This is a genomic window from Paenilisteria riparia FSL S10-1204, assembly GCF_000525995.1.
Classification (GTDB): Bacteria; Bacillota; Bacilli; order Lactobacillales; family Listeriaceae; genus Listeria_A; species Listeria_A riparia.
Map to the genome: position 1 here is coordinate 37,303 of NZ_AODL01000012.1, position 21,660 is coordinate 58,962.

At 42.3% G+C, this 21,660-nt stretch carries 20 protein-coding genes and 1 pseudogene; 19 read left to right on the forward strand and 2 right to left on the reverse strand.

Translation table 11 applies throughout. The features are described 5' to 3' along the window. Positions 1-40: 40 nt before the first annotated feature. Positions 41-598, reverse strand: a complete 558-nt coding sequence (locus tag PRIP_RS09245) for a DUF1269 domain-containing protein (RefSeq protein ID WP_036100929.1) — start codon at positions 596-598, stop codon at positions 41-43. A gap of 177 nt (positions 599-775) precedes the next feature. Between PRIP_RS09245 and PRIP_RS09250 the strand changes: the two genes are divergently transcribed. The 4 genes from PRIP_RS09250 to PRIP_RS09265 all read left to right on the forward strand — a co-directional run bounded on the left by PRIP_RS09250 (position 776) and on the right by PRIP_RS09265 (position 2,533). Further along, the gene (locus PRIP_RS09250) at positions 776-1,141 is read left to right on the forward strand and encodes a VOC family protein (protein ID WP_036100930.1); all 366 of its coding nucleotides are present in this window, start codon (positions 776-778) and stop codon (positions 1,139-1,141) included. Between the two features lie 97 nt (positions 1,142-1,238). Then, positions 1,239-1,760 carry a GNAT family N-acetyltransferase gene (locus PRIP_RS09255; RefSeq protein ID WP_036100931.1) on the forward strand — a complete coding sequence of 174 codons (522 nt, stop codon included), beginning with the start codon at positions 1,239-1,241 and terminating at the stop codon, positions 1,758-1,760. Between the two features lie 201 nt (positions 1,761-1,961). Next, complete coding sequence (locus PRIP_RS09260; protein ID WP_036100932.1) at positions 1,962-2,186, forward strand: hypothetical protein; 225 nt, start codon at positions 1,962-1,964, stop codon at positions 2,184-2,186. A gap of 2 nt (positions 2,187-2,188) precedes the next feature. Continuing rightward, positions 2,189-2,533: a type II toxin-antitoxin system RelE/ParE family toxin gene (locus PRIP_RS09265; protein ID WP_036100933.1), complete on the forward strand. Its 345-nt coding sequence runs from the start codon at positions 2,189-2,191 to the stop codon at positions 2,531-2,533. A gap of 32 nt (positions 2,534-2,565) precedes the next feature. Here PRIP_RS09265 and PRIP_RS09270 read toward each other — a convergent pair whose 3' ends face one another. Further along, positions 2,566-3,594, reverse strand: a complete 1,029-nt coding sequence (locus PRIP_RS09270; protein ID WP_036100934.1) for a LacI family DNA-binding transcriptional regulator — start codon at positions 3,592-3,594, stop codon at positions 2,566-2,568. A gap of 236 nt (positions 3,595-3,830) precedes the next feature. Here PRIP_RS09270 and PRIP_RS09275 point away from each other — a divergent pair, with 236 nt between their 5' ends. The 15 genes and pseudogenes from PRIP_RS09275 to PRIP_RS09340 all read left to right on the forward strand — a co-directional run bounded on the left by PRIP_RS09275 (position 3,831) and on the right by PRIP_RS09340 (position 21,648). Then, positions 3,831-5,510, forward strand: coding sequence for an alpha-amylase family glycosyl hydrolase (locus PRIP_RS09275; RefSeq protein WP_036100935.1), 1,680 nt, complete (start codon positions 3,831-3,833; stop codon positions 5,508-5,510). A gap of 12 nt (positions 5,511-5,522) precedes the next feature. Next, positions 5,523-6,822, forward strand: a pseudogene (locus PRIP_RS09280) (ABC transporter substrate-binding protein). 9 nt (positions 6,823-6,831) lie between these two features. Continuing rightward, the gene (locus tag PRIP_RS09285; protein WP_036100936.1) at positions 6,832-7,713 is read left to right on the forward strand and encodes a carbohydrate ABC transporter permease; all 882 of its coding nucleotides are present in this window, start codon (positions 6,832-6,834) and stop codon (positions 7,711-7,713) included. Next, a complete protein-coding gene (locus PRIP_RS09290) occupies positions 7,700-8,551 on the forward strand; it encodes a carbohydrate ABC transporter permease (protein ID WP_036100937.1) in 852 nt (283 codons plus the stop codon). Before PRIP_RS09285 ends, PRIP_RS09290 begins: the two co-directional genes overlap by 14 nt. 177 nt (positions 8,552-8,728) lie before the next feature. Next, positions 8,729-9,781, forward strand: a complete 1,053-nt coding sequence (locus tag PRIP_RS09295) for a zinc-dependent alcohol dehydrogenase (protein WP_036100938.1) — start codon at positions 8,729-8,731, stop codon at positions 9,779-9,781. A gap of 17 nt (positions 9,782-9,798) precedes the next feature. Continuing rightward, a complete protein-coding gene (locus PRIP_RS09300) occupies positions 9,799-10,590 on the forward strand; it encodes a sugar phosphate isomerase/epimerase family protein (protein WP_036100939.1) in 792 nt (263 codons plus the stop codon). A gap of 61 nt (positions 10,591-10,651) precedes the next feature. After that, positions 10,652-11,686, forward strand: coding sequence for a Gfo/Idh/MocA family protein (locus tag PRIP_RS09305; protein WP_036100940.1), 1,035 nt, complete (start codon positions 10,652-10,654; stop codon positions 11,684-11,686). 5 nt (positions 11,687-11,691) lie between these two features. Next, positions 11,692-13,875, forward strand: a complete 2,184-nt coding sequence (locus tag PRIP_RS09310) for a glycoside hydrolase family 65 protein (RefSeq protein ID WP_420912117.1) — start codon at positions 11,692-11,694, stop codon at positions 13,873-13,875. 23 nt (positions 13,876-13,898) lie between these two features. After that, a complete protein-coding gene (locus tag PRIP_RS09315; protein WP_036100942.1) occupies positions 13,899-15,017 on the forward strand; it encodes a glycerate kinase in 1,119 nt (372 codons plus the stop codon). Further along, a complete protein-coding gene (pgmB, locus tag PRIP_RS09320) occupies positions 15,014-15,673 on the forward strand; it encodes a beta-phosphoglucomutase (RefSeq protein ID WP_036100943.1) in 660 nt (219 codons plus the stop codon). Before PRIP_RS09315 ends, pgmB begins: the two co-directional genes overlap by 4 nt. A 476-nt stretch (positions 15,674-16,149) precedes the next feature. Continuing rightward, entirely contained in the window at positions 16,150-16,914 is a 765-nt protein-coding gene (locus PRIP_RS17685; protein WP_241434144.1) for an ABC transporter substrate-binding protein, read from the forward strand. Then, positions 16,901-17,398 carry a type 2 periplasmic-binding domain-containing protein gene (locus tag PRIP_RS17690; RefSeq protein WP_241434145.1) on the forward strand — a complete coding sequence of 166 codons (498 nt, stop codon included), beginning with the start codon at positions 16,901-16,903 and terminating at the stop codon, positions 17,396-17,398. Before PRIP_RS17685 ends, PRIP_RS17690 begins: the two co-directional genes overlap by 14 nt. Before the next feature lie 75 nt (positions 17,399-17,473). After that, complete coding sequence (locus tag PRIP_RS09330) at positions 17,474-18,364, forward strand: carbohydrate ABC transporter permease (RefSeq protein WP_036100944.1); 891 nt, start codon at positions 17,474-17,476, stop codon at positions 18,362-18,364. Then, positions 18,364-19,203 (forward strand): carbohydrate ABC transporter permease, encoded by an 840-nt coding sequence (locus PRIP_RS09335; protein ID WP_241434146.1) that lies wholly within the window; start codon positions 18,364-18,366, stop codon positions 19,201-19,203. The genes PRIP_RS09330 and PRIP_RS09335 overlap by 1 nt, the downstream gene beginning before the upstream one ends. A 15-nt stretch (positions 19,204-19,218) precedes the next feature. Beyond that, positions 19,219-21,648, forward strand: a complete 2,430-nt coding sequence (locus tag PRIP_RS09340; protein WP_036100946.1) for a glycoside hydrolase family 38 N-terminal domain-containing protein — start codon at positions 19,219-19,221, stop codon at positions 21,646-21,648. Positions 21,649-21,660: the final 12 nt, after the last annotated feature.

Here is a 21,660-nt window from a genome sequence, read left to right on the forward strand (position 1 = left end):
CCGGCTTTGGAACTCAGAGCCGGGTTTTTCTGTACTATTTTTAGTCTTCTTTTTTATTAAACCAGTGTTTTTTAGCGCTTTTTTGTGCTTCTTGTTCTGCTTGTCGAGCTTCATTGATTTCGTGAGCAACTAGGCCTTTATCCATACGGACAACGCGACCGCCAAGTTGTTCATTTACTAAATCATTGATGAATTCATTGTTATCTTCTTCGGCGATTAAAATAACGCCTGTTTGGTTTTCAGGGATTGTTTCGAGTGTTTTCTCAAAGACGCTCATGGCATCGCGAATTTCTTTCGCATCTTGCGTAGAACCGATAATTGCACCAGTCATCCAACCAAGTAATACACCTAGTGGACCACCTAGAATACCGACTAGCATACCAATTAGGCTGCCTTTCATATTCTTGTCTGCACCCGTGAAATCAAGGAAGTCTTTTGCGTCTATCTTATTGTTGGGATTGTGGACAACAACGGCCATTTGTTCCCCATGAATCTTTCTTTCCGCATGGAGTGTTTTAATCTCTGAAAATGCCTGATAGGACTTACTTTCTGTTTCGAAATTCATGATAAGTACTGTTTGATTTGTCTGTTTGCTCATGTCGAATAGCCTCCTAAATTTTTCTATGAATTATCAGCAATGAATGCCTTAGTTCTAGTATACCTATAAAAGCTTACAAAATAAAATATTAACCGCTATTTCGAGGAATTAATCGCGCGTTTTGTGTTAAAATGAAGAGGGAATGAAGAAATATCACGTAATTTTGGAGGAGATAGGATGTTAAAAGGTTGGGAAGGTATTAATATTGCTGTAAGTAATCCGGAACAATTCGTGCGTTTTTATAGTGAACAGCTAGGTGTGCCGCTTGTATTTGAAGGACATGGCGAATATAATGGTGCCAAATTGGCTTTTTCAAGAAATGATCCTGGAATTATTGTTTGGAATAAGGCGAATAATGATGTATCCACACAGGGGCCTACGGAATTTGTTTTTAGAGCAGATGACCTGGACAAAACGTATGAGCAGTTGAAGTTCAATGGTGTAGCAATCCAGCCACCGTTCATGGCAGATTGGGGTGGAAAAGAGTTGCGTTGTGCTGATCCAGAGGGAAATAGCATACTGATTCTTGACGCTGAATATTAAATTAGTAAAAGTACGGTTGGCATTACTTGCTAGCCGTTTTTTAGGTTGATTGGTCGCGACTTACATAGTATGATAGTATCAAGAAATAAAGTGGAAAATGGTGAGCTATTTGAATAACAAGCGAAATTATCATGTGAAATTTTTGGCGGAAAAAGATGTGGCATTAGCGGAAGCGGTGTGCGCTAATTGTGAAGATTATTTTCTAATGGAGCAAGGTACGCCTGCAACTTCTCAGAACGCGCAAGGAATCATTACTGACTTACCAAAAGGTAAAACGAAGCGTGACAAGTTCGTCATGGCCGTGTTAGATGAGGCAGATAAGCCAATCGGTCTAATTGATGTTGTTGCAGATTTCCCTAAAAAAGGACAATGGATTATTGGACTACTCATGCTAATTCCAGAAGAAAGAGGAAGTGGATTTGGCAAGGTCTTATACCAAGTAATTAAAGATTGGGCGCTAGACGGTGGAGCGGATTCATTGCGTATCGGCGTTTTAGAAGAAAACAAAGAAGCAATAGGATTCTGGAGCCACCTAGGATTCAAAGAAATAGAAGAGCAACAACACACATATGGAGAAAAGGAACACACCGTACACGTGATGGTTCAAGAGATAGCCTAAGAAAAAGACACTTAGCCATGATGTGCACCCAAAAATCGAACGGTTGGGTTGCATATCGCTTGGCAGTGTTTTTTTTATAATTAAGGGGTTAAAAATTAATAAACCTTCGATAAAAGATGATTTCGACACATAATGTTATAAAAAATTTACAAACTTCCTAATGTGTGTTAAGATAGAGATATAAAATGGAGGTGCACAGAAATGACATCAAATATGGAGAACAACGAGCTTGTAAACGAAACTGCAACTAAATTTGCTTACGAACACAGCTGGGTAGCCTTGAACGATGAGATGATCACAGAGAAATTACGCGAATCCCAGCAAGACTTTGCAATGGGAAAGAGTTTATCATGGGAAGAAGTGAAAAGAAAGGCAGCCGCACTAGTAGCTAAAGCTAAAGCGCAGACTGCATTTGAACAGGAATAAGTATGGCGAGAGGCATTACAATTAAGTTTTCCAGACATGCAAGTTTGGATTACGATCGTATCTCACTGTACTTGACGGAAGATGTATACCAATTTCAGGCCGAGCAGAATTTTAGCAAAGCAATAGAGGCGTTATTACACAACCTGACCGCATTTCCTAGAATGGGTGGTGTGTATGATAATGGCAGGTGCTTATCAAGAGAGTATCGCAGAATTAATATGGACAGGTATAGTGTTTTCTACGTTTATTTAGAGGATAAGGCTATAGTTGAAATACACCGAATTTTAGCAGGAATGGTGGATCATACTATTTTTATTAAGGACGAAATGCAGACTTACGATGTATAAAACGATGGAGCATGTTGATAGTGCCTCTCTTTTTAATTGATAGCTAATTGGCGAATCGAGTTACCGTTAATTAGCTTTGTTTCAATGATGGTATGTTTTGCAATATCATGTTGTTGTGCAATTAGTTGAAATAGTAATTCTGTGGCGGTTTTTCCTAGTCGCTTCGTTGGAATATCAATCGCGGTTAGTGGAGGCGTTAAGAATGTTGATACGACGCGGTCATTATAGCCAATAACAGATAGATCCTGAGGAATATGAAGCCCTAAATCAGCGGCTACTTTGTAGATACTGAGTGCTTTCAAATCATCCGTTGCAAAAATCGCGGTTGGTCGTTCAGGAAGTGTCAGTAAGCGATTTGTCGCATTGTAGGCATCCTCAGCCGAATAGCCACTATCTATAATCCAATCGCGACGAATGTCTAAATGGTGTTCAAACAATGAACTGCGGTACCCAGCAAGTCGGTCAATTGAGACATGATAGTTTAGTGGTGCGTGCAGACAAGCAATATGCTTGTGACCTTGTTGAATTAGTAATTTTGTTAGTTCGTAGGAGTCCTTGAAATTGTCTGTGTCCACAGAATACACATTGGTGTAATCACCATCTATTTTTCCTGTAACAACAATTGGTATATTGAAAGAATCTAGCTTTTCGAAAAAGGATTCGTCTGCAGGAGAGCTCAACATAATGATACCCTTAATCATTTTCTCTTTAATCTTAGCGATGCATTTCTCGAGTTCATCGGCTGTATTGCGGGATGTTTGCAAAATTAAATCGAAATTGTGATCTTCCGCGATGGCTGAAATAGAGTGGATAATTTCCGAAAAGAAAGGATTTCCAGCTGTCGTCTTCGTTGGCCGATTTGAAATGACCATAATTGCATCGAATCCCGCACTGGTAAGAGCACGTGCGAGTTTACTTGGTCGGTATTCTAATGCTTCAATTGCTTCGAGAACTCGTTTTTTTGAATCGGGTGAAATATTTGCTTGATTATTTAATACCCGTGATACGGTGGATTTAGAGACTCCAGCGAGACGAGCTATATCATAAATAGTGGCTCCCATTAGCTTTGTCCTCCTCGTTATATGATGGTGAGACCGTTCCCATCACTTTTTGTTTCTAAATTCTATTTTACTCAATTGTGGTAAAGTTGTCCAATAGAAAACGAAAATGGATGGGATTGTTTATATGAATAGACATGTAGCTGAAATAAGAAATTAGTTTGGAAAATACTATTGACAGAAAGCGCTTTCTGTAATATAATTTTTCATGGGAGCGGTACCATAGAAAGGAGGACAAAATGGACATTATTACGAAGCGTGTAGTGAGTATATATGAAAATGAAAGCGTTATATCTATTGCTAGTGATATCCAACACAGAATAGAACAAGCGAAAAGGAAGGTGAAAGCCCGCAAGCAAGGTTGGGACAATAAAGATGTTGTCTTGATTACATATGGTGATCAATTTTTTGCAGGGAAGGAACCCACGTTAGCTACACTTAAAGAGATGTATGATAAGTATTTGTATGATATGTTTGAAGTTGTTCACATTCTACCGTTTTATCCATATTCGTCGGATGATGGTTTTTCAGTGATTGATTATAAAAAGGTTGACCCAAAACTTGGCGATTGGAAAGACGTAAAGAAATTAACAGAATCAACGAGGTTGATGTTCGACTATGTTTGTAATCATATTTCCGCGCAAAGTGATTGGTTCAAGGAATACTTGAAAGGGAATCCGGAATACGATAACTTCTTTGTAGAAATGTCACCAAATACTGATTTATCAGCGGTTACAAGGCCTCGTGCTACACCAGTTTTGACGGAGTTTACGCTTGCTGATGGGCAGAAGAAGCACATTTGGACAACATTTAGTGAGGATCAGATTGATTTGAATTTTAGTAATCCGCAAGTGTTACTTCGAATGATTGATGTGCTCGCATTTTATTTAGAAGAGGGTGCGGAATATGTAAGGCTTGATGCGGTTGGATTCATGTGGAAAGAGCCAGGAACGTCCTGTATTCACTTGGAGAAAACGCATGAAATTGTGAAACTTTTCCGTGATGTTTTAGATGAGATTGCGCCAGGGACGGTGATGATTACAGAGACGAATGTGCCGCATAAGGATAATATTACGTACTTTGGAAATGGAAAAGATGAGGCGCACATGGTGTATCAGTTCCCTTTGCCACCGCTTGTTTTACAGGCGATACATACGGGAAATGGTGAAGCTCTTTCTGGCTGGGCGAATGAGTTAGAATTGCCAGGTGATGATGTAACATTCTTTAACTTCCTTGCTTCACATGATGGGATTGGCTTAAACCCAATTCGTGGGATTGTGCCGGAAAATGATATTTTGGCTTTGGTGAAAGATTTAGAAGAGGAAGGCGCATTGGTTTCGTATAAGCAGAATCCAGACGGAACGGAGAGCCCATATGAAATTAATGTGACATATATGGATGCGTTGAATAAGTTGGCGGATTCAGATGACTTACGATTGCAGCGGTTCTTATTAGCGCATTCGATCTTGTTGGTGATCCCAGGAGTCCCCGCAATTTATGTACAAAGTATTTTAGGGGCGCGCAATGATTTCAATGGAGTTGCCAAGACGGGGCATAATCGGTCTATCAATCGCAAAAAGTACCCTCTGACCGATATCGAAGCGGGAATTGCAGATAGTGAAACATTGATGTACCGAGTTTTTGAAGGTATTAAAGAGTTGGTGCAGTTGCGCAAGTTAGAGAAGTTATTCCATCCGAATGTAGCGATGGAAGTCGTGGATTATGGTGCAGCAGTTTTTGCAGTGAAGCGATATGATGAGGCTGGGGATTATGTATTAGCTTTGCATAATCTGTCAGATCAGGTTGTTTCATGTAATGTGGAGGATTCGTGGGATATGATGACGAATCAGCATATTTCTGGGAGCGCTCCAATGACGCTAGCTCCTTATGCGTTTCGTTGGCTAAAAAACAAAAACTAGGAGGATTTTAAGATGAAAAAGAGAGGTTTAGTTTTACTTGTTGTTGTTTTAATGTTGAGTGCTGTGTTGGCAGCGTGTGGCGGTTCGTCGGGAAGTTCGGATAATAAGCAAGTGACAATCGAATTCATGCATTCCTCGGTAGAAAAAGAGCGTTTGGACGTTATTAAAGAATTAATAGCGAAAATTTGAAAAAGAAAATCCAAATATTAAGGTAAAACAAGTACCGGTTGAAGAAGATGCGTTCAATACAAAAGTGGTGACATTAGCGCGTTCTGGAAAGTTACCTGCTGTTTTGGAAGTAAGTCAAGATTTTGCAAAAGTAATGGTTAAAGATAAATTGATTGATGAAGATGCGGTAAAAGATGTTATTCAAAAAGTTGGTGAAGATAGTTATTATGAGGGTGCGCTGAATTTGACGCGTTCTGAAGATGGTAAAAGTTATATCGGTGTTCCGCTTAGTGGCTGGGTGCAAGGTATTTGGTATAACAAGAAAGCTTTAGCTACGGCGAATTTTGAAGAACCTAAGAACTGGAACGATATTTTAAAAATCGCAAAACATTTCACAAATAAAGCGAATAAAAAATATGGTATTGCTATTCCAACAGCAGAAGGTGCGATGGCTGAGCAAGCATTTTCACAATTTGCGCTATCAAACAAAGCCAATGTGTTGGATGAAAAGGGCAATATAACAATCGATACGAAAGAAATGAATCAAGCGTTAACGTTTTATCAAGACTTGTCTAAATACACAATGCCAGGTTCTAATGATGTAACGGAAATTAAAGATGCGTTCATGAATGGCACTGTTCCAATGGCGATTTACTCGACATACATTTTACCAGCAGTATTCACAGATGGCGATCCAAGCAATGTCGGTTTTATTATTCCGGAAGAGAAAGAAAAAGCGGTATACGGAACGGTTTCAGCGCTTACTTTATCAGATGGGCTAGATGATTCACAAAAAGCAGCTGGTAAGAAACTAGTTGAATTTCTATCGCAACCGGAAAACCAAACGAAATGGGTACTTATGTCTCCAGGTGGTGCGCAACCAGTTAATAAAGGCGTACTTGAAAACGAAAATTACAAAAACAATGAAGTCGTAAAAGCATTTGGTAATTTATCAAATGAAATCGCAGAATCATTCAATGATATTCAAGTTTTCGGACTTGTCGATGGTAAGAACTTCACGAAAATGGGTGACATCACAAGTTCCGGGGTTATTGGAAAAATGGTGAATGATGTAACGGTTGGCGGAAAGGATGTTGACACAGAGCTCAAGAAAGCGCAAAGTACGGCAGAATCCAATAACTAGGAGGCTACTATGAAAACAAAAACATATAAACGTTCGGATGCGAAAATGGCGCTAGCTTTGCTATCGCCTAGTATCCTCTTGCTACTCGTATTGGTAGCATATCCGATGATTTCGAATATCCAAATTAGTTTCCTTGAGTTGCCGCTCAACCCTAACATGGATTCTACGTTTATCGGTTTGCAGAACTATATTGATATTTTAAAAGATCCGGAATTTTATAAATCACTAGCGCGTACTTTTGGCTATACGTTCTTAGTGGTCGCTGGTAGCACGGTGATGGGACTCTTGGTTGCGATTTTCTTCAACCGGGAGTTTCGTTTCCGCAAAACGGCGCGTTCGTTGATTATTTTATCTTATGTGACGCCGTCGATTTCACTTATTTTTGCTTGGAAATACATGTTTAATAATAGTTATGGATTTATTAATTTTATCGGTGGCGATGTGTTGCACTTGTGGAAAGATGCGCCGCTTTGGTTTGATAATCCTGTTTCTAGCTTTATTTTAGTTGTGTTGTTCGCGATTTGGCGTTATTTCCCATATGCGTTTATTTCCTTCTTGGCAATATTGCAAACGGTGGATAAATCGCTTTATGAGGCGGCTGACATGGATGGGGCAACAGTTTGGGATAAGTTCAAAATTGTGACGTTGCCAGCGATTATGCCAGTTCTAGCGACTGTTGTGACGCTGCGTGCGATTTGGATGTTCTACATGTTTACGGACGTATATTTGCTGACGAATAAAGTAAATATTTTAGGAATTTATTTATACCAAACGGCCTTTGCTTTCAACGATTTAGGTAAGGCTTCGGCGATTTCGGTAATCCTATTTGTGATTATCTTTGTAGTCATCATGATTACGAGAAAGCGGGTGAATTTAAATGGCAGTAAGTAGTAAAAAAACAAAGCGAACAAAGAAGATTGTTTTTTATGTAGGTTTAGTATTGTTTCTTGTTTTCACATTGTTTCCATTCTTGATTATGCTTATGACATCGTTTAAGAGCCCAAAAGAGGCAATATCGGCGCCACCAACGTTTTTTCCGAAAGATTGGACGTTCCAGCACTATATCGATATTTTCAATCCAGATATTTTCCCATTCTTGACGTACTTTAAGAACAGTTTTATTGTGTCGCTTGTGGCGTCAGGGATTGCGGTTATTTTAGGGATTTTAGGTGCTTATGCGTTGTCAAAATTGCGTTTCCGGGCGCGGACAACTATTAATGCGAGTTTTTATACGGTATATATGTTCTCGGGAATTTTGCTAATTGTGCCGTTGTTTAAAATTATTTCGAGTGTCGGGCTGTATGATACGAGAACAGCGCTGATTATTACGATGGTTGTGCAGACATTGCCGACTGCGATTTTCATGTTGATTAGTTATTTTGATACGATTCCAGTGGATATTGAGGAAGCGGCGATGATGGATGGCTTGAATCGGATGCAAATTATTATGCGTATTATTGTGCCGCTAGCTATTTCGGGAATTATTTCAGTATTTGTATATTGCTTTATGGTCGCTTGGAATGATTATCTGTTTGCGTCGATTTTCTTGTCGGATTCGGACTTGTTCACACTACCGATTGGCTTAAATACGCTGTTTAGTACACCTGATTATATTTGGGGCCGAATGATGGCAGCGTCTCTTGTGACGGCATTGCCAGTTGTTATTATGTACGCTTTGTCGGAACGGTTTATTAAGGGAAATCTTACTGACGGCGGCGTTAAAGGATAGGCGAGCACGGGCGAGAAGCATTTATCTTCGTCGTTAAAGGCTGTGCTCCGATGCTCACGTACCTTAGTACGCTCCGCTTCGGTGCTCGCCTTTTCCTAGAAGCTAAACGCTTCTCGCCCGTGCTGGCGGGTTTGGAGGCACGGATTGATTAAATTAAGTTAGAAGGAGAATTTGGATATGAAGAAGTTGGTTGCTTTGGAGCCGCGGGTTGCGGGGTTAGTGGAGTATGAGGATAGAGCGGTTGCTCGGGATGAGGCGAAGATTAAGGTTGTGTTTGCGTCGCCGAAACATGGGACGGAAGTTGTTGATTTTCGTGGTGTGAGCCCGTTTATTGATGAGGAGTTTAATGAGGAGTGGAATATGTTTATGCCGCGTGCGGAAGGTGCTGCGCGTGGGATTGTGTTCGGTGAGTTTCAGCTTGGGAACATGGTTGTCGGTGAGATTGTTGAAATCGGCGCGGATGTGACGGAGTATGCGATTGGAGATATGGTTTGTACGTATGGGCCGATTATGGAGACGGTGATTGTGAAGGCTGTGGGTAATTATAAGCTTCGGAAAATGCCAGAGGGTGCGAGCTGGAAAAATGCGGTTTGCTATGATCCGGCGCAGTTTGCGATGAGTGGTGTTCGTGAGGCGCATGTGCGTGCGGGTGACTATGTTGTCGTTGTTGGACTTGGGGCGATTGGTCAAATTGCGATTCAACTGGCGAAAAAGGCTGGTGCGAGTATCGTGATTGGTGTTGATCCGCTAGAACATCGACGGGAAATTGCGCTTCGTCATGGTGCGGATGCTTGTTTTAGCCCTATTGGTACGGATGTTGGATATGAAGTGAAGAAATTGACGGGTAAGCTTGGCGCGGATTCGATTATTGAGACGAGTGGGAACGGGCAAGCTTTGGAGGCTGCGTTGCGCGGGATTGCGTATGGCGGTATTATTTCGTACGTTGCGTTTGCGAAGCCGTTTCCGGAAGGTTTTAATTTAGGACGGGAAGCGCATTTTAACAATGCTAAAATTGTGTTTGCGCGTGCTTCTAGTGAGCCGAATCCGGATTATCCACGTTGGAATCGGAAGCGTATTGAGGAGACTTGCTGGGAACTTTTGATGAATGGGTATTTGGATTGTGAAGATTTGATCGACCCGATTGTGAATTTATCGGAAAGTGCGGACGCGTATATGAAATATGTGGATCAGCAACCGGATTTGAGTATTAAGATGGGAATTGAACTTTAAAGGAGACGCGACGTATCATGAAAATTGGAACGCAAAATCAGGCATTTTTTCCGGAAGCGATTATGGAGAAATTTGTTTATATCAAAGAAATGGGTTTTGAAGGATTTGAAATTGACGGGAAACTGTTGGTGGATAATGTGGCGGAAGTGAAAGCTGCAATTGCTGCGACGGGAATTCCTGTAACGACGGCTTGTGGTGGTTATGATGGTTGGATTGGGGACTTTATTGAGGAGCGTCGTTTGAATGGTTTGCAGGAAATTAAGGCGATTTTAGAGGCGTTGCAAGCTGTTGACGGGAAGGGGATTGTGGTTCCTGCGGCTTGGGGAATGTTCACGTATCGCTTGCCTCCAATGGTTTCACCGCGTTCTCAAGATGGTGATTTTAAGGCTGTTAGTGAGTCGCTTGTTTATTTGGATAAGATTGCTGGTGAGACGGGGACGACGATTTTCTTGGAGCCGTTGAATCGGTATCAGGATCACATGATTAATTTACTTGGGGATGCGCGCCGCTATATTGAAGTCAATGATTTGAAACATGTGAAAATTATTGCAGACTTTTATCATATGAATATTGAGGAAGACGGGATTTCGGAGGCATTGCATGCGAACCGTGACTTGGTGGAGCATGTGCATGTGGCAGATAATCATCGTTATCAGCCGGGAAGTGGTTCGCTTGATTTCAAGAAGCATTTCGATCAGTTGAAGGCGGATGGCTACGACGGGTTCTTGACGTTTGAGTGCCGTGTTCGTGCGGAAAATCCGGAAAAAGCGTACCAAGATGCGCTAGAACATTTGAAAACTTGTAGGTAAGTAAGGATGCCGCTGCCTTCGAAAATGGGTTTTGGAGGCAGTGTTTAAGGGGGCGTAGGACGTGAAGAAAGTGGCGATTATTGGTGCTGGGCAGGTGGCCGAGAAGGTGCATGCGGCGTATTATTTGACGCGGACGGCAGATTTGGAATTGGTCGCAGTTGTTGATCCAGACGAGAAACGAGGAGCGGATTTTGCGACGCAGAATGGGTTTGCGCGGAGTTATGTGGATGCGGGGACGATGTTTGCAACGGAAAAACCGGATTTGGTGAGTATTTGTACGCCGAATCGTTTTCATTTTGATAACGTGATGACGGCACTTAGGCATGGTGCGGCAGTCATGTGTGAGAAGCCTCCTGCGATGACGGCGAATGAGGCGAGGATGATGCGTGATTTTGCGGCTGAGAAGGGTTTGACGCTTGCTTATGATTTTCATCACCGTTTTGCGACGGACATGACGGAGGTAAAGCGGGCTTATCTGGATGGCGTACTTGGTGAAGTGTATGTGACAAAAGCGAAGGCATTGCGCCGTTCTGGCGTTCCTGGATGGGGATCATTTACGAATAAGGCGTTACAGGGCGGGGGACCGCTGATTGATATTGGCATTCATATGCTGGATGCTGCGATGTACGTCCTCGATTTTCCGAAGGTCAAGAAAGTGACTGCCAAAATGTTTCAAAAAATTGGGACAAAGAAGTCGGAAGGAACATTTGGAACGTGGGACCCTACGAAATATGATGTGGAGGACGCGGTTTTTGCTTTTATTGAGTTTGAAAATGGTGGGTTGTTAGAATTGGAAACGTCTTTTGTTTTGCAAATGAAGGATAAAGCGGTTTTGAATGTGGAATTTTTCGGTGATGAGGCGGGTGCTACGTTGTTTCCTGCGGAGGTTTACACGGATCAAGCTGGGGAATTGGTGACGCTTTTGAAACGGGATGTGGCGGACGAGGAACGGCATGTGAAAAGCATGGAAGCGTTTGTGAATCGGGCGTTAGGTGCGGATGTAATGGTAGCGGATGCTGAGCAAGGCTACCAAATACAACGATTGATTGAGGCGATTTACGAATCGGCAGAAAAAGGTGAGAGTGTATATTTATGAGTAAAATTAGTGTGTTACGAGAAACGAAAATAGACGCGCATTATTTTAATATGTATGCAAGTTTGATGACGACGGGAAATGGTTACTTAGGCATTCGCGCGTCGTTTGAGGAGGATTATCCGGAACAAACGCGCGGTATGTTTGTGGCGGGAATTTACAATAAGGCGCAAGAGCAAGTGAGTTCTGATTTAGTGAATTTGCCTGATGTGACAAAGTTTTGGATAGAGATAGACGGTGTTATTTTTTCGATGTTTAGTGGGCAAGTTAGTGAATTCAGACGGGAACTTGATTTGGCAACGGGTGAATTGTCGCGGGAACTTGTTTGGAAGCATCCGAATGGAAAGCAATTTGGGCTTTGTTTTAAACGATTTGTTAGTAAGAAAAAATTACATATGGTGTATTCAAAAGTAGCTGTAACGTGTTTGTCGGACGATGCGACGGTGCGGATTCGGACGGGCATAGACGGGCAGCAGACAAACTTTGGGACGCAGCATTTGGTGGAAGATTCTTTGCGAGTTTTCAGTGAAACGTGGATGCAGGGGGAATATACAACGACGCAAAGTAAGCAACGTATTGCGGTGACATCGATGGTTAGTCAACCTGGTTCTTTTGTGGCGAAAAATAGACAGTTGCATGTGACGGTAAATCAGGAGTTACCAAAGGAGCAGCCGTTTTCTGTAGAAAAAGTAAGCGTTATCGCGACGAGCTTGGAAGCGGAAAATCCGGCTGAGTTTGGATTACTGCAAATACGTGAGGCGAAAAGTTATGACGAGGCATTGATTGAATCGCAAAATGCTTGGGAGAAATTTTGGCGAGATTATCGGGTGACGGTGTCTTCCAAAAATGATTTTGACCAGTTGGCGCTTGATTTTGCAGCGTATCATTTGGAAGTGATGACGCCAAGTCATGATGAGCGGTTTAGTGTTGGTGCTAAAGGGCTTACGGGTGAGGGATATAAAGGTCATGTTTTTTGGGACACGGAGATTTTTATTGCGCCGTTTCATTTGTATAATCATCCTGAAAAAGCTCGGAAGTTGTTGCGGTACCGGTATTTGCATTTGGAACAAGCGCGGGACAAGGCAGCGAAAAATGGGTATCAAGGTGCGCTGTTCCCTTGGGAGAGTGCGTTTAGCGGTGAGGAAGAGACGCCTGAGTTTGCAGCGATTAATGTGCGGACTGGAAAACGTCAAAAGGTGGCTTCGGCAATTGCGGAACATCATATTGTGGCGGATGTTGCGCATGCTGTTGTGAGTTACTATGAGGCAAGTCAGGATGAGCTTTTCATGGAGAATGAGGGCTTGAAAATTTTGCAGGATACCGCGCGTTTTTGGTTAAGTCGGGCTGTATTAAGGGACGGGAAATATGTTATATTAGATGTAATCGGTCCGGATGAATATACAGAACATGTGGATAATAATGCGTATACGAACTACTTGGCGCATGAAAATGTGTACCAGACGTTGCGCTTTATGTCGAAATATGGACAAAAACATACGGCGTTTTATGATTTGTGTGAGGCGTTTTTACGCAAAATTTACTTGCCACAACCGAATGCTGATAAGCTGATACCGCAGGACGATACATTTCTTAGTAAGCCGGAAATTGATTTGGCGGTGTACAAGGAGAAGCAAGGGTCTCAGGCGATTTTGCTGGATTATTCGCGTGCGGAAGTGAACGAGATGCAGATTTTGAAGCAGGCAGATGTTGTGATGTTGCTTTATTTGATGCCCAATTTATTCTCGCAAGATATTGTGTCGCATAATTTGGATTATTACGAGCAGCATACCATTCATGATTCTTCGCTCAGCAAGGCGATTCACGCGATTGTGGCGAATCGGGTTGGACAGCAGGATTTGGCGTATCGTTTTTTTGAAGAGGCATGTCGAATTGATTTGGAAGCTACTTCTGGTGGAACGGATGAAGGTGTTCATGCGGCGTCACTTGGTGCGATTTGGCTTTCTACGGTGTTCGGTTTTGGTGGTATTGCGATTATGGACGGCGAGCTGCATTTGAATCCTCGTTTACCTGCGGAATGGGAACGCTTAGATTTTTCTTTTGTGTGGCACGGGGAGCGTTTGGAAATCACGCTAGAACAAGAACATATTGCGATTCGTAAACAATCAACAGCACCGATTTCGATTCATGTTTTTGGGAAAGAATACTGTATGACGGCTGGACTAGAAATTTAAATTTTGGAAGGAAGAGAGTAGACATGAAAATTGTCATTGCCCCGGATTCATATAAGGAAAGTTTGACAGCCCAGGAGGTTGCAAAGGCAATACAGACAGGATTCGCGACTGCTTTTCCAGACGCGGATTATCGCCTTTTGCCTGTAGGTGATGGTGGCGAAGGGACGATTCCAATTTTGGCGCAAGCATCGAACGGCGTGATGGAAGAGGTTCAGGTGACGGGACCTTTTGGTGAACCTGTGACGGCAAAAATGGCATTTAGCGCGGATCGAACGCGTGCTTTTATTGAAATGGCCGAGGCGTGTGGTCTACACTTAGTGCCTTTAGAAAAACGTAATCCACTCGCAGTGAGCACGGTGGGTGTCGGTGAATTGATGCGACATGCGTTGGATATCGGCGTCCATGAAATGATTATTGGTGTTGGTGGAAGCGCCTCGCATGATGGTGGAATTGGCATGGCTTCGGCGCTTGGAGCTCATTTTTATAATCTTCGTGGGGAAGCAGTACCGGCACTAGGTGAAAATTTAGGCGATATTAGTTCAGTGTCATTGCTAGATATGGACGCGCGGCTTGCCAAGACAACGATTCGGATTGCTGCCGATGTGGAGAATCCGCTTTGTGGTGAGAACGGTGCCGCAGCAATTTTCGGTCCGCAAAAGGGTTTGCCAAATGCGAAGATTGCGAGTATCGATAATTCGATGCGCGGTTTCTATTCGATTTTCAAACAAGATGTACGGGAGTTACCAGGAAGTGGTGCTGGCGGCGGTATGGGTGCTGGCCTAATGCTATTTGCAGGTGCTAAATTTGAGCCGGGTATCGAGCTTGTTTTGCGTGAGTTACGAATGAAGGAAGTGTGTGCTGACGCGGATATCATTGTTGTTGGCGAAGGACGCATGGACGGTCAGACAATCTTTGGCAAAGCGCCGATTGGTGTGGCTAATTGCGCACCGGAAAACGCGACGGTTATCGGTATTTGTGGTAGTATTGGAGATGGAATTGACGCGGTTTATTCGAAAATTGATGCTGTTTTTCCGACGATTGCAACGGCGGGGACACTGGCTGAAATTTTGCCGAAAACGCGTGAAAATATTGAACGGACTGCTCGAAATGTGGCGGTCTTGCTGAAAGGGAGAGTACGGTGAAACAGTTAGAAGCAGTAATTTTTGACTTAGATGGTGTCATCACAGATAGCGCACATTTTCATTATTTAGCATGGAAACAACTAGCGGCGGACATAAATATCAAGATTGATGAGGCATTTAATGAGACGCTAAAAGGAATTAGTCGCATGGATTCGCTCGATCTAATCTTAGCAAAAGGCGGACGAGAACAAGATTTTACACTTGCCGAAAAAGAAGAACTGGCTGCAAAGAAAAACGCGCATTATGTGGAACTTCTAAAAGACTTGTCTCCAGCTGATATCTTGCCTGGCATCGCTTCATTACTAGAAGCAATTCGCACAGCAGGCCTAAAAATTGCACTGGCTTCCGTTTCTAAAAACGCACCAATGGTTCTGGCAGCATTAGGTTTAACGGACAGCTTCGACTATTTGGCAGATGCAGCGAAAATCACACATTCAAAACCAGACCCAGAAATCTTCTTAGTTGCGGCGGCAGGCCTTGGAGTTGCACCTGAAAATGCAGTGGGAATTGAAGATGCGCAAGCTGGTGTAGAAGCTATTAAATCAGCAGGAATGAAAGCAATTGGTGTTGGAACAGGACTTATTGGAGCAGATGAACTTGTAAGTGACACATCCGAATTGACGCTAGCTATCATCCAAAAAGTATTCCAACTCTAGCTCAGCGTGTTGGCAAACAATGAGGTTTGGAGGGATGGACGGGTTTTAAATTTAAAACATAGTTTTAATCGTTACCTAAATCATAAGATTATTGTTATAGTAAATATGAAAAAAGAAGGTATGTGCGAACATGACCTGCCTTCAGTAGCGTCTTAAGAAGACGACTCTTGTTGTATTAGTAACCATCAAGCTCGGTCAAACGATTGGTGGTTATTTTTTGTGGGCATTTTCTCATTTGAATAATAGCTAAAAAATTTACTGGATAGACTTGTCAGCTTCTTTTCGGCAATCGAAAATCATTTTCGAAATACCTGTAACCGCTTGCACGACTATTAGTATATCCTTATAATAAAAATAACAAACGAGAAAGGTATAATAATTCCCAAAAGTGGCTATTTATATTGAATGAAATTGGAAAAATAGAAATATTTAATCATATTTTTGTTTTTAAAAACAATAAAAAGGAGAGTTTAAGCATGAAAAAAGTTATATCCATCAGTTGTATAGTTGCAGTTCTAATGCTTTTGGCTAGTTGTGGCGGAGGCGGCGATTCCTCAAGTTCAGCAGTGGAATTTTATACCGATAAGGGCGGTGAAAATGTTGGGATTATGAATTCCATGTCCGACCAAATTAAAAAAGATGGTGGTGTAGGGTACAAAACAGTTGGTTACACGGAAGTAACAGCTTATGAAACGGCGATTCAGCAATCGCTTGATAGCGACAAAGCACCGGGTTTGTTCACATGGTGGAGTGGCGATAAACTGAAAAAACTGGTAGACAATGATTTAGTAGTTGACCTAACGAAAGAATGGAAAGACTATTATGAAAAAGAAGGCGTGAACCCAGGACTTGCCGACGCTTTCACCATTAATGGCAAAGTTTATGCAGCACCCTACAGTGTTCTTTATAACGGCATTTTATACAATAAACACCTTTTCGATAAATATAATTTAGAAGTACCTAAAACATGGGACGAGTTCATCAAAGTTTGCGATACCTTAAAAGCAAATAAAGTCGAACCAATTGGCTTGAAAAACGATCCGTGGGCAAGCTTCCTCTGGTTCCAAACACTTACCGCCAGCTATGATCCGGACCTTTACGTCGGTTTAACAAAAGGGGATATTAAATATACTGATCCTGAAATGAAGAAAGTCATGAAAATCTGGCAAAAGATGATTAAAAAAAGGTTACTTCGGCGATCCGGTCGATCCAGCATCTCAAGCAAAAATGTTCTCATCTGATAAGAGTGCCATGATTTATGAGCCAACCGTGACATCCACTAATTTGAAAAAAGACTACAATATGGAACCCGGCAAAGACTTCGACGTATTTGTTGCACCATCAATGACAGCTAATCAAAAACAAGTTATTTTCTACGAAGCGGCTCCAATCGTTGTGTCAAAAAATAGTAAACAAAGTGCAGAAGCTAAAAAAGTACTACAAAGCTTCTACAAAAAAGATGTGCAGCAAATTTTTGTTGATGAGGCAGGCATTATTAATACCAATCAAACAAAATCGGATGACCCTGTTAACGGCGGTTTTGTAAAAGAAGCAGCGGATACTAGTAAATATACAGTAATGATTCGTTACTACGAAGCAACACCTATTGATATTGTGAATGTGGCTACCGACGAATTGTGGAAGTTCTTCTACAACCCGACAGATGCCATGATTGACGATACATTAAACACAATTCAAAAAGCAGCAGATAGCGCATTTAAATAATGTAAAAGCAAGGGGGAGTATTAATACTGTTCACCTCTTGCTTTAGAATGAGTTTACTAGAAGGGTGTGACCTGTATGAGTCTGCAAGCAAAGCCGAACGTAAGAAGAGGAGCTGGTTTAAAAACCTATCTATATATTGCGCCAGCCGTGCTCTTTGTCTTTTGTTTTTGTATTTTATCGATTTTGTTCACGTTGGTTATTAGTTTCACGAATTGGAGCGGTTTAGGGGATTTTGAATTTGTCGGTTTTAGTAATTATGTTGCGGTTTTTCAAGATAAGAATTTCCTATTGTCTTGCATTAATACGTTGGTTTGGGTAGCTGCGGGCTTGATTATTCCTGTTGTCTTGCCACTGCTTTTCGCCATCGCTATTACAAAAAGTTCATTTTCAACGTTATTCAAAAACCTGTTTTATTTTCCGAATGCGGTTTCAGGTGTTATTGTTGGCTTAATTATGACGAGTTTGTTATCGATGTATGGTTTGCCACAACTTCTTGGGATGATGGGTTTTGAGAATTTGGATAAGAACTGGTTGAATATACCGTATGTCAATACTGGTGTGATGATTGGAGCCGGGATTTGGCAAGGTATTGGGATGAACATGTTGCTCTTCATTATTGGTTTGGTGAATATGCCGACAGAACCGATTGAGGCGGCGAAATTAGAAGGTGCTTCTGGACTTACGTTGTATACGAAAATTATTTTGCCGTTGTTGAAGCCGACGATTATTGTTGTTGTTCTCATGTCACTTGTGAACAGCTTCAAGACGTTTGACAGTATTTGGGTAATGACTGGTGGTGGGCCATACCGAACTTCGGAAACATTGGCGGTTACGATGTACAAAGAGTCGTTTTCCAATAGTCATCTAGGGATGGGTTCAGCTATTGCTGTCATGCTATCCGTGATTATATTAGTTATTTCGATTGTCTACTTAAGAAAGACGTTCACTAGAGAAGGGGGTCAATAATGATGGTAGAAGCAAAACATGCTGGCGTTGGGAAATGGGTCATCAATACTATCCTAATTATCTTGGCAATTATATGGATTTTCCCATTCCTTTACGTTATTGTTAACGCTGTGAAAAGTTCTGCAGAATATAGTACAGGGAACTTCTGGGACTTGCCAAAATCATTCTCGATTTCAGAAAACTGGCAGTACTTGACGCAGCAAATACAACTCGGCTCGGGCTTTATCAACAGTATGATTTACGGCGCGCTTGGTGGAGCTCTTGGGATTATCATGGCCGCATTGGCGGCGTACGCGATTGAAACACTGAAAATTAAGCATGGTTTGCTATGGTTTTTCGTGATTTATAGTGGGACTATTTTTCCGTTTCAAGTGTATTTAATTCCGATTTTTAAAGCGTATAATAAGGTTGGGTTGTATGATACGCGATTTGGGATGATTTTGATTTATGCAGCACTCATTATTCCGTTTAGCGTGTTTGTATTGCGGAACTTTTTGATGGGTGTCTCCAAAGAAATGTTAGAAAGCGCAAGGATTGATGGCGCTTCTGATTTCTATATTTTCCGCAAAATTTATATGCCAATGGCTCGTGCGCCGCTTGCTGCTGTGTTTTTGTTCCAGTTTACTTGGATTTGGAGCGATTTGCTGTTTGGGATGACGTTAACGAAATCTGAGTCGGCACGCCCAGTAATGGCATCGGTTTCATTGCTTGGTGGAGCTACGATTCAGAAAGTACCACCGATTCTACTAGCAGCCATCATCGTATCGATACCGACCATCATTTTATTCGTACTGTCACACAGAAATTTGGAAAAAGGCTTTATCGTCACTACAAAATAAGGAGTGTTTTGAAAAATGGGTTTATCAAAAAAATGGACATTGTACTTACTGCACCATTCACACACAGACATTGGCTACACGGAGCGTCAAGAAAAGTTGAAACGGTATCATGTGGACTTTATTCAGCAAGCCATCGATATTTTAACGGATATTGAAAATGGCAAACATCCGGAGTGGGAAGGTTTTCGGTGGGTATGCGAGAATTATTGGCAAGTGGAGAACTTCCTTGCGAACAGTAGTCCTGATAATATTGCGTGCTTTGAGCGCTACGTTCAGGCGGGACTTATTGATATTTCGCTCAATTATTTGAATATGACGGAGCTGGCGGATAATGATTTGCTAAATTACAAATTAGCACAAGGTAGAAGTTATGCAGATCGGTTGGCTGTACCGCTTGATTCAGCGATGACGGCTGATATTAATGGTTATTCTTGGGGTTATGCGGATGCGCTGGCTAAGAATGGGATTGAGAATTTATTCAGTTGTATTCATACGCATCACGGGATGTACCCACTTGGCAAAAAGCATAATGGCTTCTGGTGGGAAGGGCCAAGTGGCGAACGCGTGTTGACGTGGGTGTCGGATCATTATCATATGGGAAATGAGCTATGTCTAGTGCCGGAACACGGGATTACGTATTTATTGGAGGATCGCTATAATCCGGATGCGGAAGTGGCTGATTTTAAAATTGCAGAGGAGCGGATTTATAAATATATTGAGAACTTGGATAATGATGCAGAGTATGACTATCATTTTGTGCCGGTGATGATTTCTGGGATGAGTACGGATAATGGTGCGCCGAATGGACGTATTTTGGAGCGCGTGAAGGCTTGGAATGAGTTACATGGCGATGAAATCGAAATCGAGATGATTACGTTGAACCACTTTTTTGAAATTTTGCGGGAACAAGTGAATGAGCTACCGGTTTATCGTGGTGATTGGAATGATTGGTGGGCTGACGGAATTGGCTCGACGCCTGCAGTTGTGAAGCATTACAAAGATGCCCAACGAAAATTCCATCTTGGGAAACAGTTGGCGCCTGATGCTGTTGCGGCGGATAAGGCATACATGGATGACGTGGCGTATGAGTTGACGTTATACGCAGAGCATACGTGGGGCTATTCTTCCTCTGTAACGGAACCTTGGGAGACGCTCGTTAATGACTTAGATTTCAGAAAATCAGCATATGCGATTCGGGCTAATCAGTTGGCTTCGCTAAAATTAGATGCCATTTTGGCGGATAAAGGGGAAGTTAGTATCCGGCCGGACCGGGAAAAATTATTTAAAGTAATAAATCCGCAGGCAACGAAGCGCAAGGACAGTGTTCGTTTGTATATTGAGCATTGGGAAGATGTGGAGGGCGTTGCAGTTGATATTTTACTGCAAAATATGGAGGTTGTGGATGAGCAGACGGGAAACGTATTGCCATCACAAGTCCGTGCTATTGCGCGCGCGAAAGAAGTGGAAGTTGTTATCGAATTGGACGCTTTGGAAGAACGGATTTTGCGAATTCGACCTAAAAAGGAATTGCAGAAGGAGAAATATCGTTATTTAGCGGTAGATAAAGTGAACGATATTATGTATGATGGTTGGCAAGAGGGATTGCGTGTCAATGCGCATCAGGTGGAGACGCCGTATTATTCGATGGTCCTGGATGAAACGCAGGGCATTGTTTCGTTAGTTGATAAGCAGGACGGGTGTTCATTACTACGCGAAAACATGGAGCATGCGCCGTTTGCCGGGATTTATGAGCGGACGGAAACGAAGCCAAATGCGTGGGAAGTGCGACACACGATGGGGCGCAATCGCAAGAAGGTGGACACGATGCGGTATGTGTCGAAATTGCGGGACGTTCGCGTTGCGGAAGCTGGTGCTGTGAGCGCGACGGTTGTTTTCACGTACGACTTAGAAGGCACGCAAATGTATGAAATTCATATGAAAGTCTACCGTGACACACCAAAAATTGATGTGACGTTGCGTTTGCATAAGGACAGTGTTTGGGACCCAGAGAATTTATACATTTCCTTCCCATTCACGACAGGCGTCAAAGAGGAACTTTTCGTTGATAAAACGGGATGTATTTTGCGGCCGGGGATAGATCAGTTGCCAGAAACGAATCAGGAATTTTACTTAGTACAAGAAGGCGCGGCTTATGTTGGTGAAGAGAAGTCACTTATTATAGCTGTGAAAGATACGCCACTACTTGTGTTTGGCGATTTGGAACATCACTTGATTGAGCTATCAGGACACGGGGATAAGAATAAGAACGCAGAGCCGCTTTATGTTTGGGCAATGAATAATTTTTGGGAAACGAATTTTAAAGTGGATTTGGCGGGCTTTTATGAATTTCGTTATACGGTTGCGACGGTATCAACAGGCGAGGCAGAGTCGGCGGTCGATGCTTGTAAGTCATACAATCAAGGCTTTTTATCGATGTATATATGAGAGGTGTAGGCG

What these genes read in the sequence shown, in the direction of transcription:
- PRIP_RS09245 (WP_036100929.1), bottom strand. Translation starts at nt 598, where the DNA reads ATGAGCAAACAGACAAATCAAACAGTACTTATCATGAATTTCGAAACA.
- PRIP_RS09250 (WP_036100930.1), top strand. Translation starts at nt 776, where the DNA reads ATGTTAAAAGGTTGGGAAGGTATTAATATTGCTGTAAGTAATCCGGAA.
- PRIP_RS09255 (WP_036100931.1), top strand. Translation starts at nt 1,239, where the DNA reads ATGGTGAGCTATTTGAATAACAAGCGAAATTATCATGTGAAATTTTTG.
- PRIP_RS09260 (WP_036100932.1), top strand. Translation starts at nt 1,962, where the DNA reads ATGACATCAAATATGGAGAACAACGAGCTTGTAAACGAAACTGCAACT.
- PRIP_RS09265 (WP_036100933.1), top strand. Translation starts at nt 2,189, where the DNA reads ATGGCGAGAGGCATTACAATTAAGTTTTCCAGACATGCAAGTTTGGAT.
- PRIP_RS09270 (WP_036100934.1), bottom strand. Translation starts at nt 3,594, where the DNA reads ATGGGAGCCACTATTTATGATATAGCTCGTCTCGCTGGAGTCTCTAAA.
- PRIP_RS09275 (WP_036100935.1), top strand. Translation starts at nt 3,831, where the DNA reads ATGGACATTATTACGAAGCGTGTAGTGAGTATATATGAAAATGAAAGC.
- PRIP_RS09285 (WP_036100936.1), top strand. Translation starts at nt 6,832, where the DNA reads ATGAAAACAAAAACATATAAACGTTCGGATGCGAAAATGGCGCTAGCT.
- PRIP_RS09290 (WP_036100937.1), top strand. Translation starts at nt 7,700, where the DNA reads ATGGCAGTAAGTAGTAAAAAAACAAAGCGAACAAAGAAGATTGTTTTT.
- PRIP_RS09295 (WP_036100938.1), top strand. Translation starts at nt 8,729, where the DNA reads ATGAAGAAGTTGGTTGCTTTGGAGCCGCGGGTTGCGGGGTTAGTGGAG.
- PRIP_RS09300 (WP_036100939.1), top strand. Translation starts at nt 9,799, where the DNA reads ATGAAAATTGGAACGCAAAATCAGGCATTTTTTCCGGAAGCGATTATG.
- PRIP_RS09315 (WP_036100942.1), top strand. Translation starts at nt 13,899, where the DNA reads ATGAAAATTGTCATTGCCCCGGATTCATATAAGGAAAGTTTGACAGCC.
- PRIP_RS17685 (WP_241434144.1), top strand. Translation starts at nt 16,150, where the DNA reads ATGAAAAAAGTTATATCCATCAGTTGTATAGTTGCAGTTCTAATGCTT.
- PRIP_RS17690 (WP_241434145.1), top strand. Translation starts at nt 16,901, where the DNA reads ATGTTCTCATCTGATAAGAGTGCCATGATTTATGAGCCAACCGTGACA.
- PRIP_RS09330 (WP_036100944.1), top strand. Translation starts at nt 17,474, where the DNA reads ATGAGTCTGCAAGCAAAGCCGAACGTAAGAAGAGGAGCTGGTTTAAAA.
- PRIP_RS09335 (WP_241434146.1), top strand. Translation starts at nt 18,364, where the DNA reads ATGATGGTAGAAGCAAAACATGCTGGCGTTGGGAAATGGGTCATCAAT.
- PRIP_RS09340 (WP_036100946.1), top strand. Translation starts at nt 19,219, where the DNA reads ATGGGTTTATCAAAAAAATGGACATTGTACTTACTGCACCATTCACAC.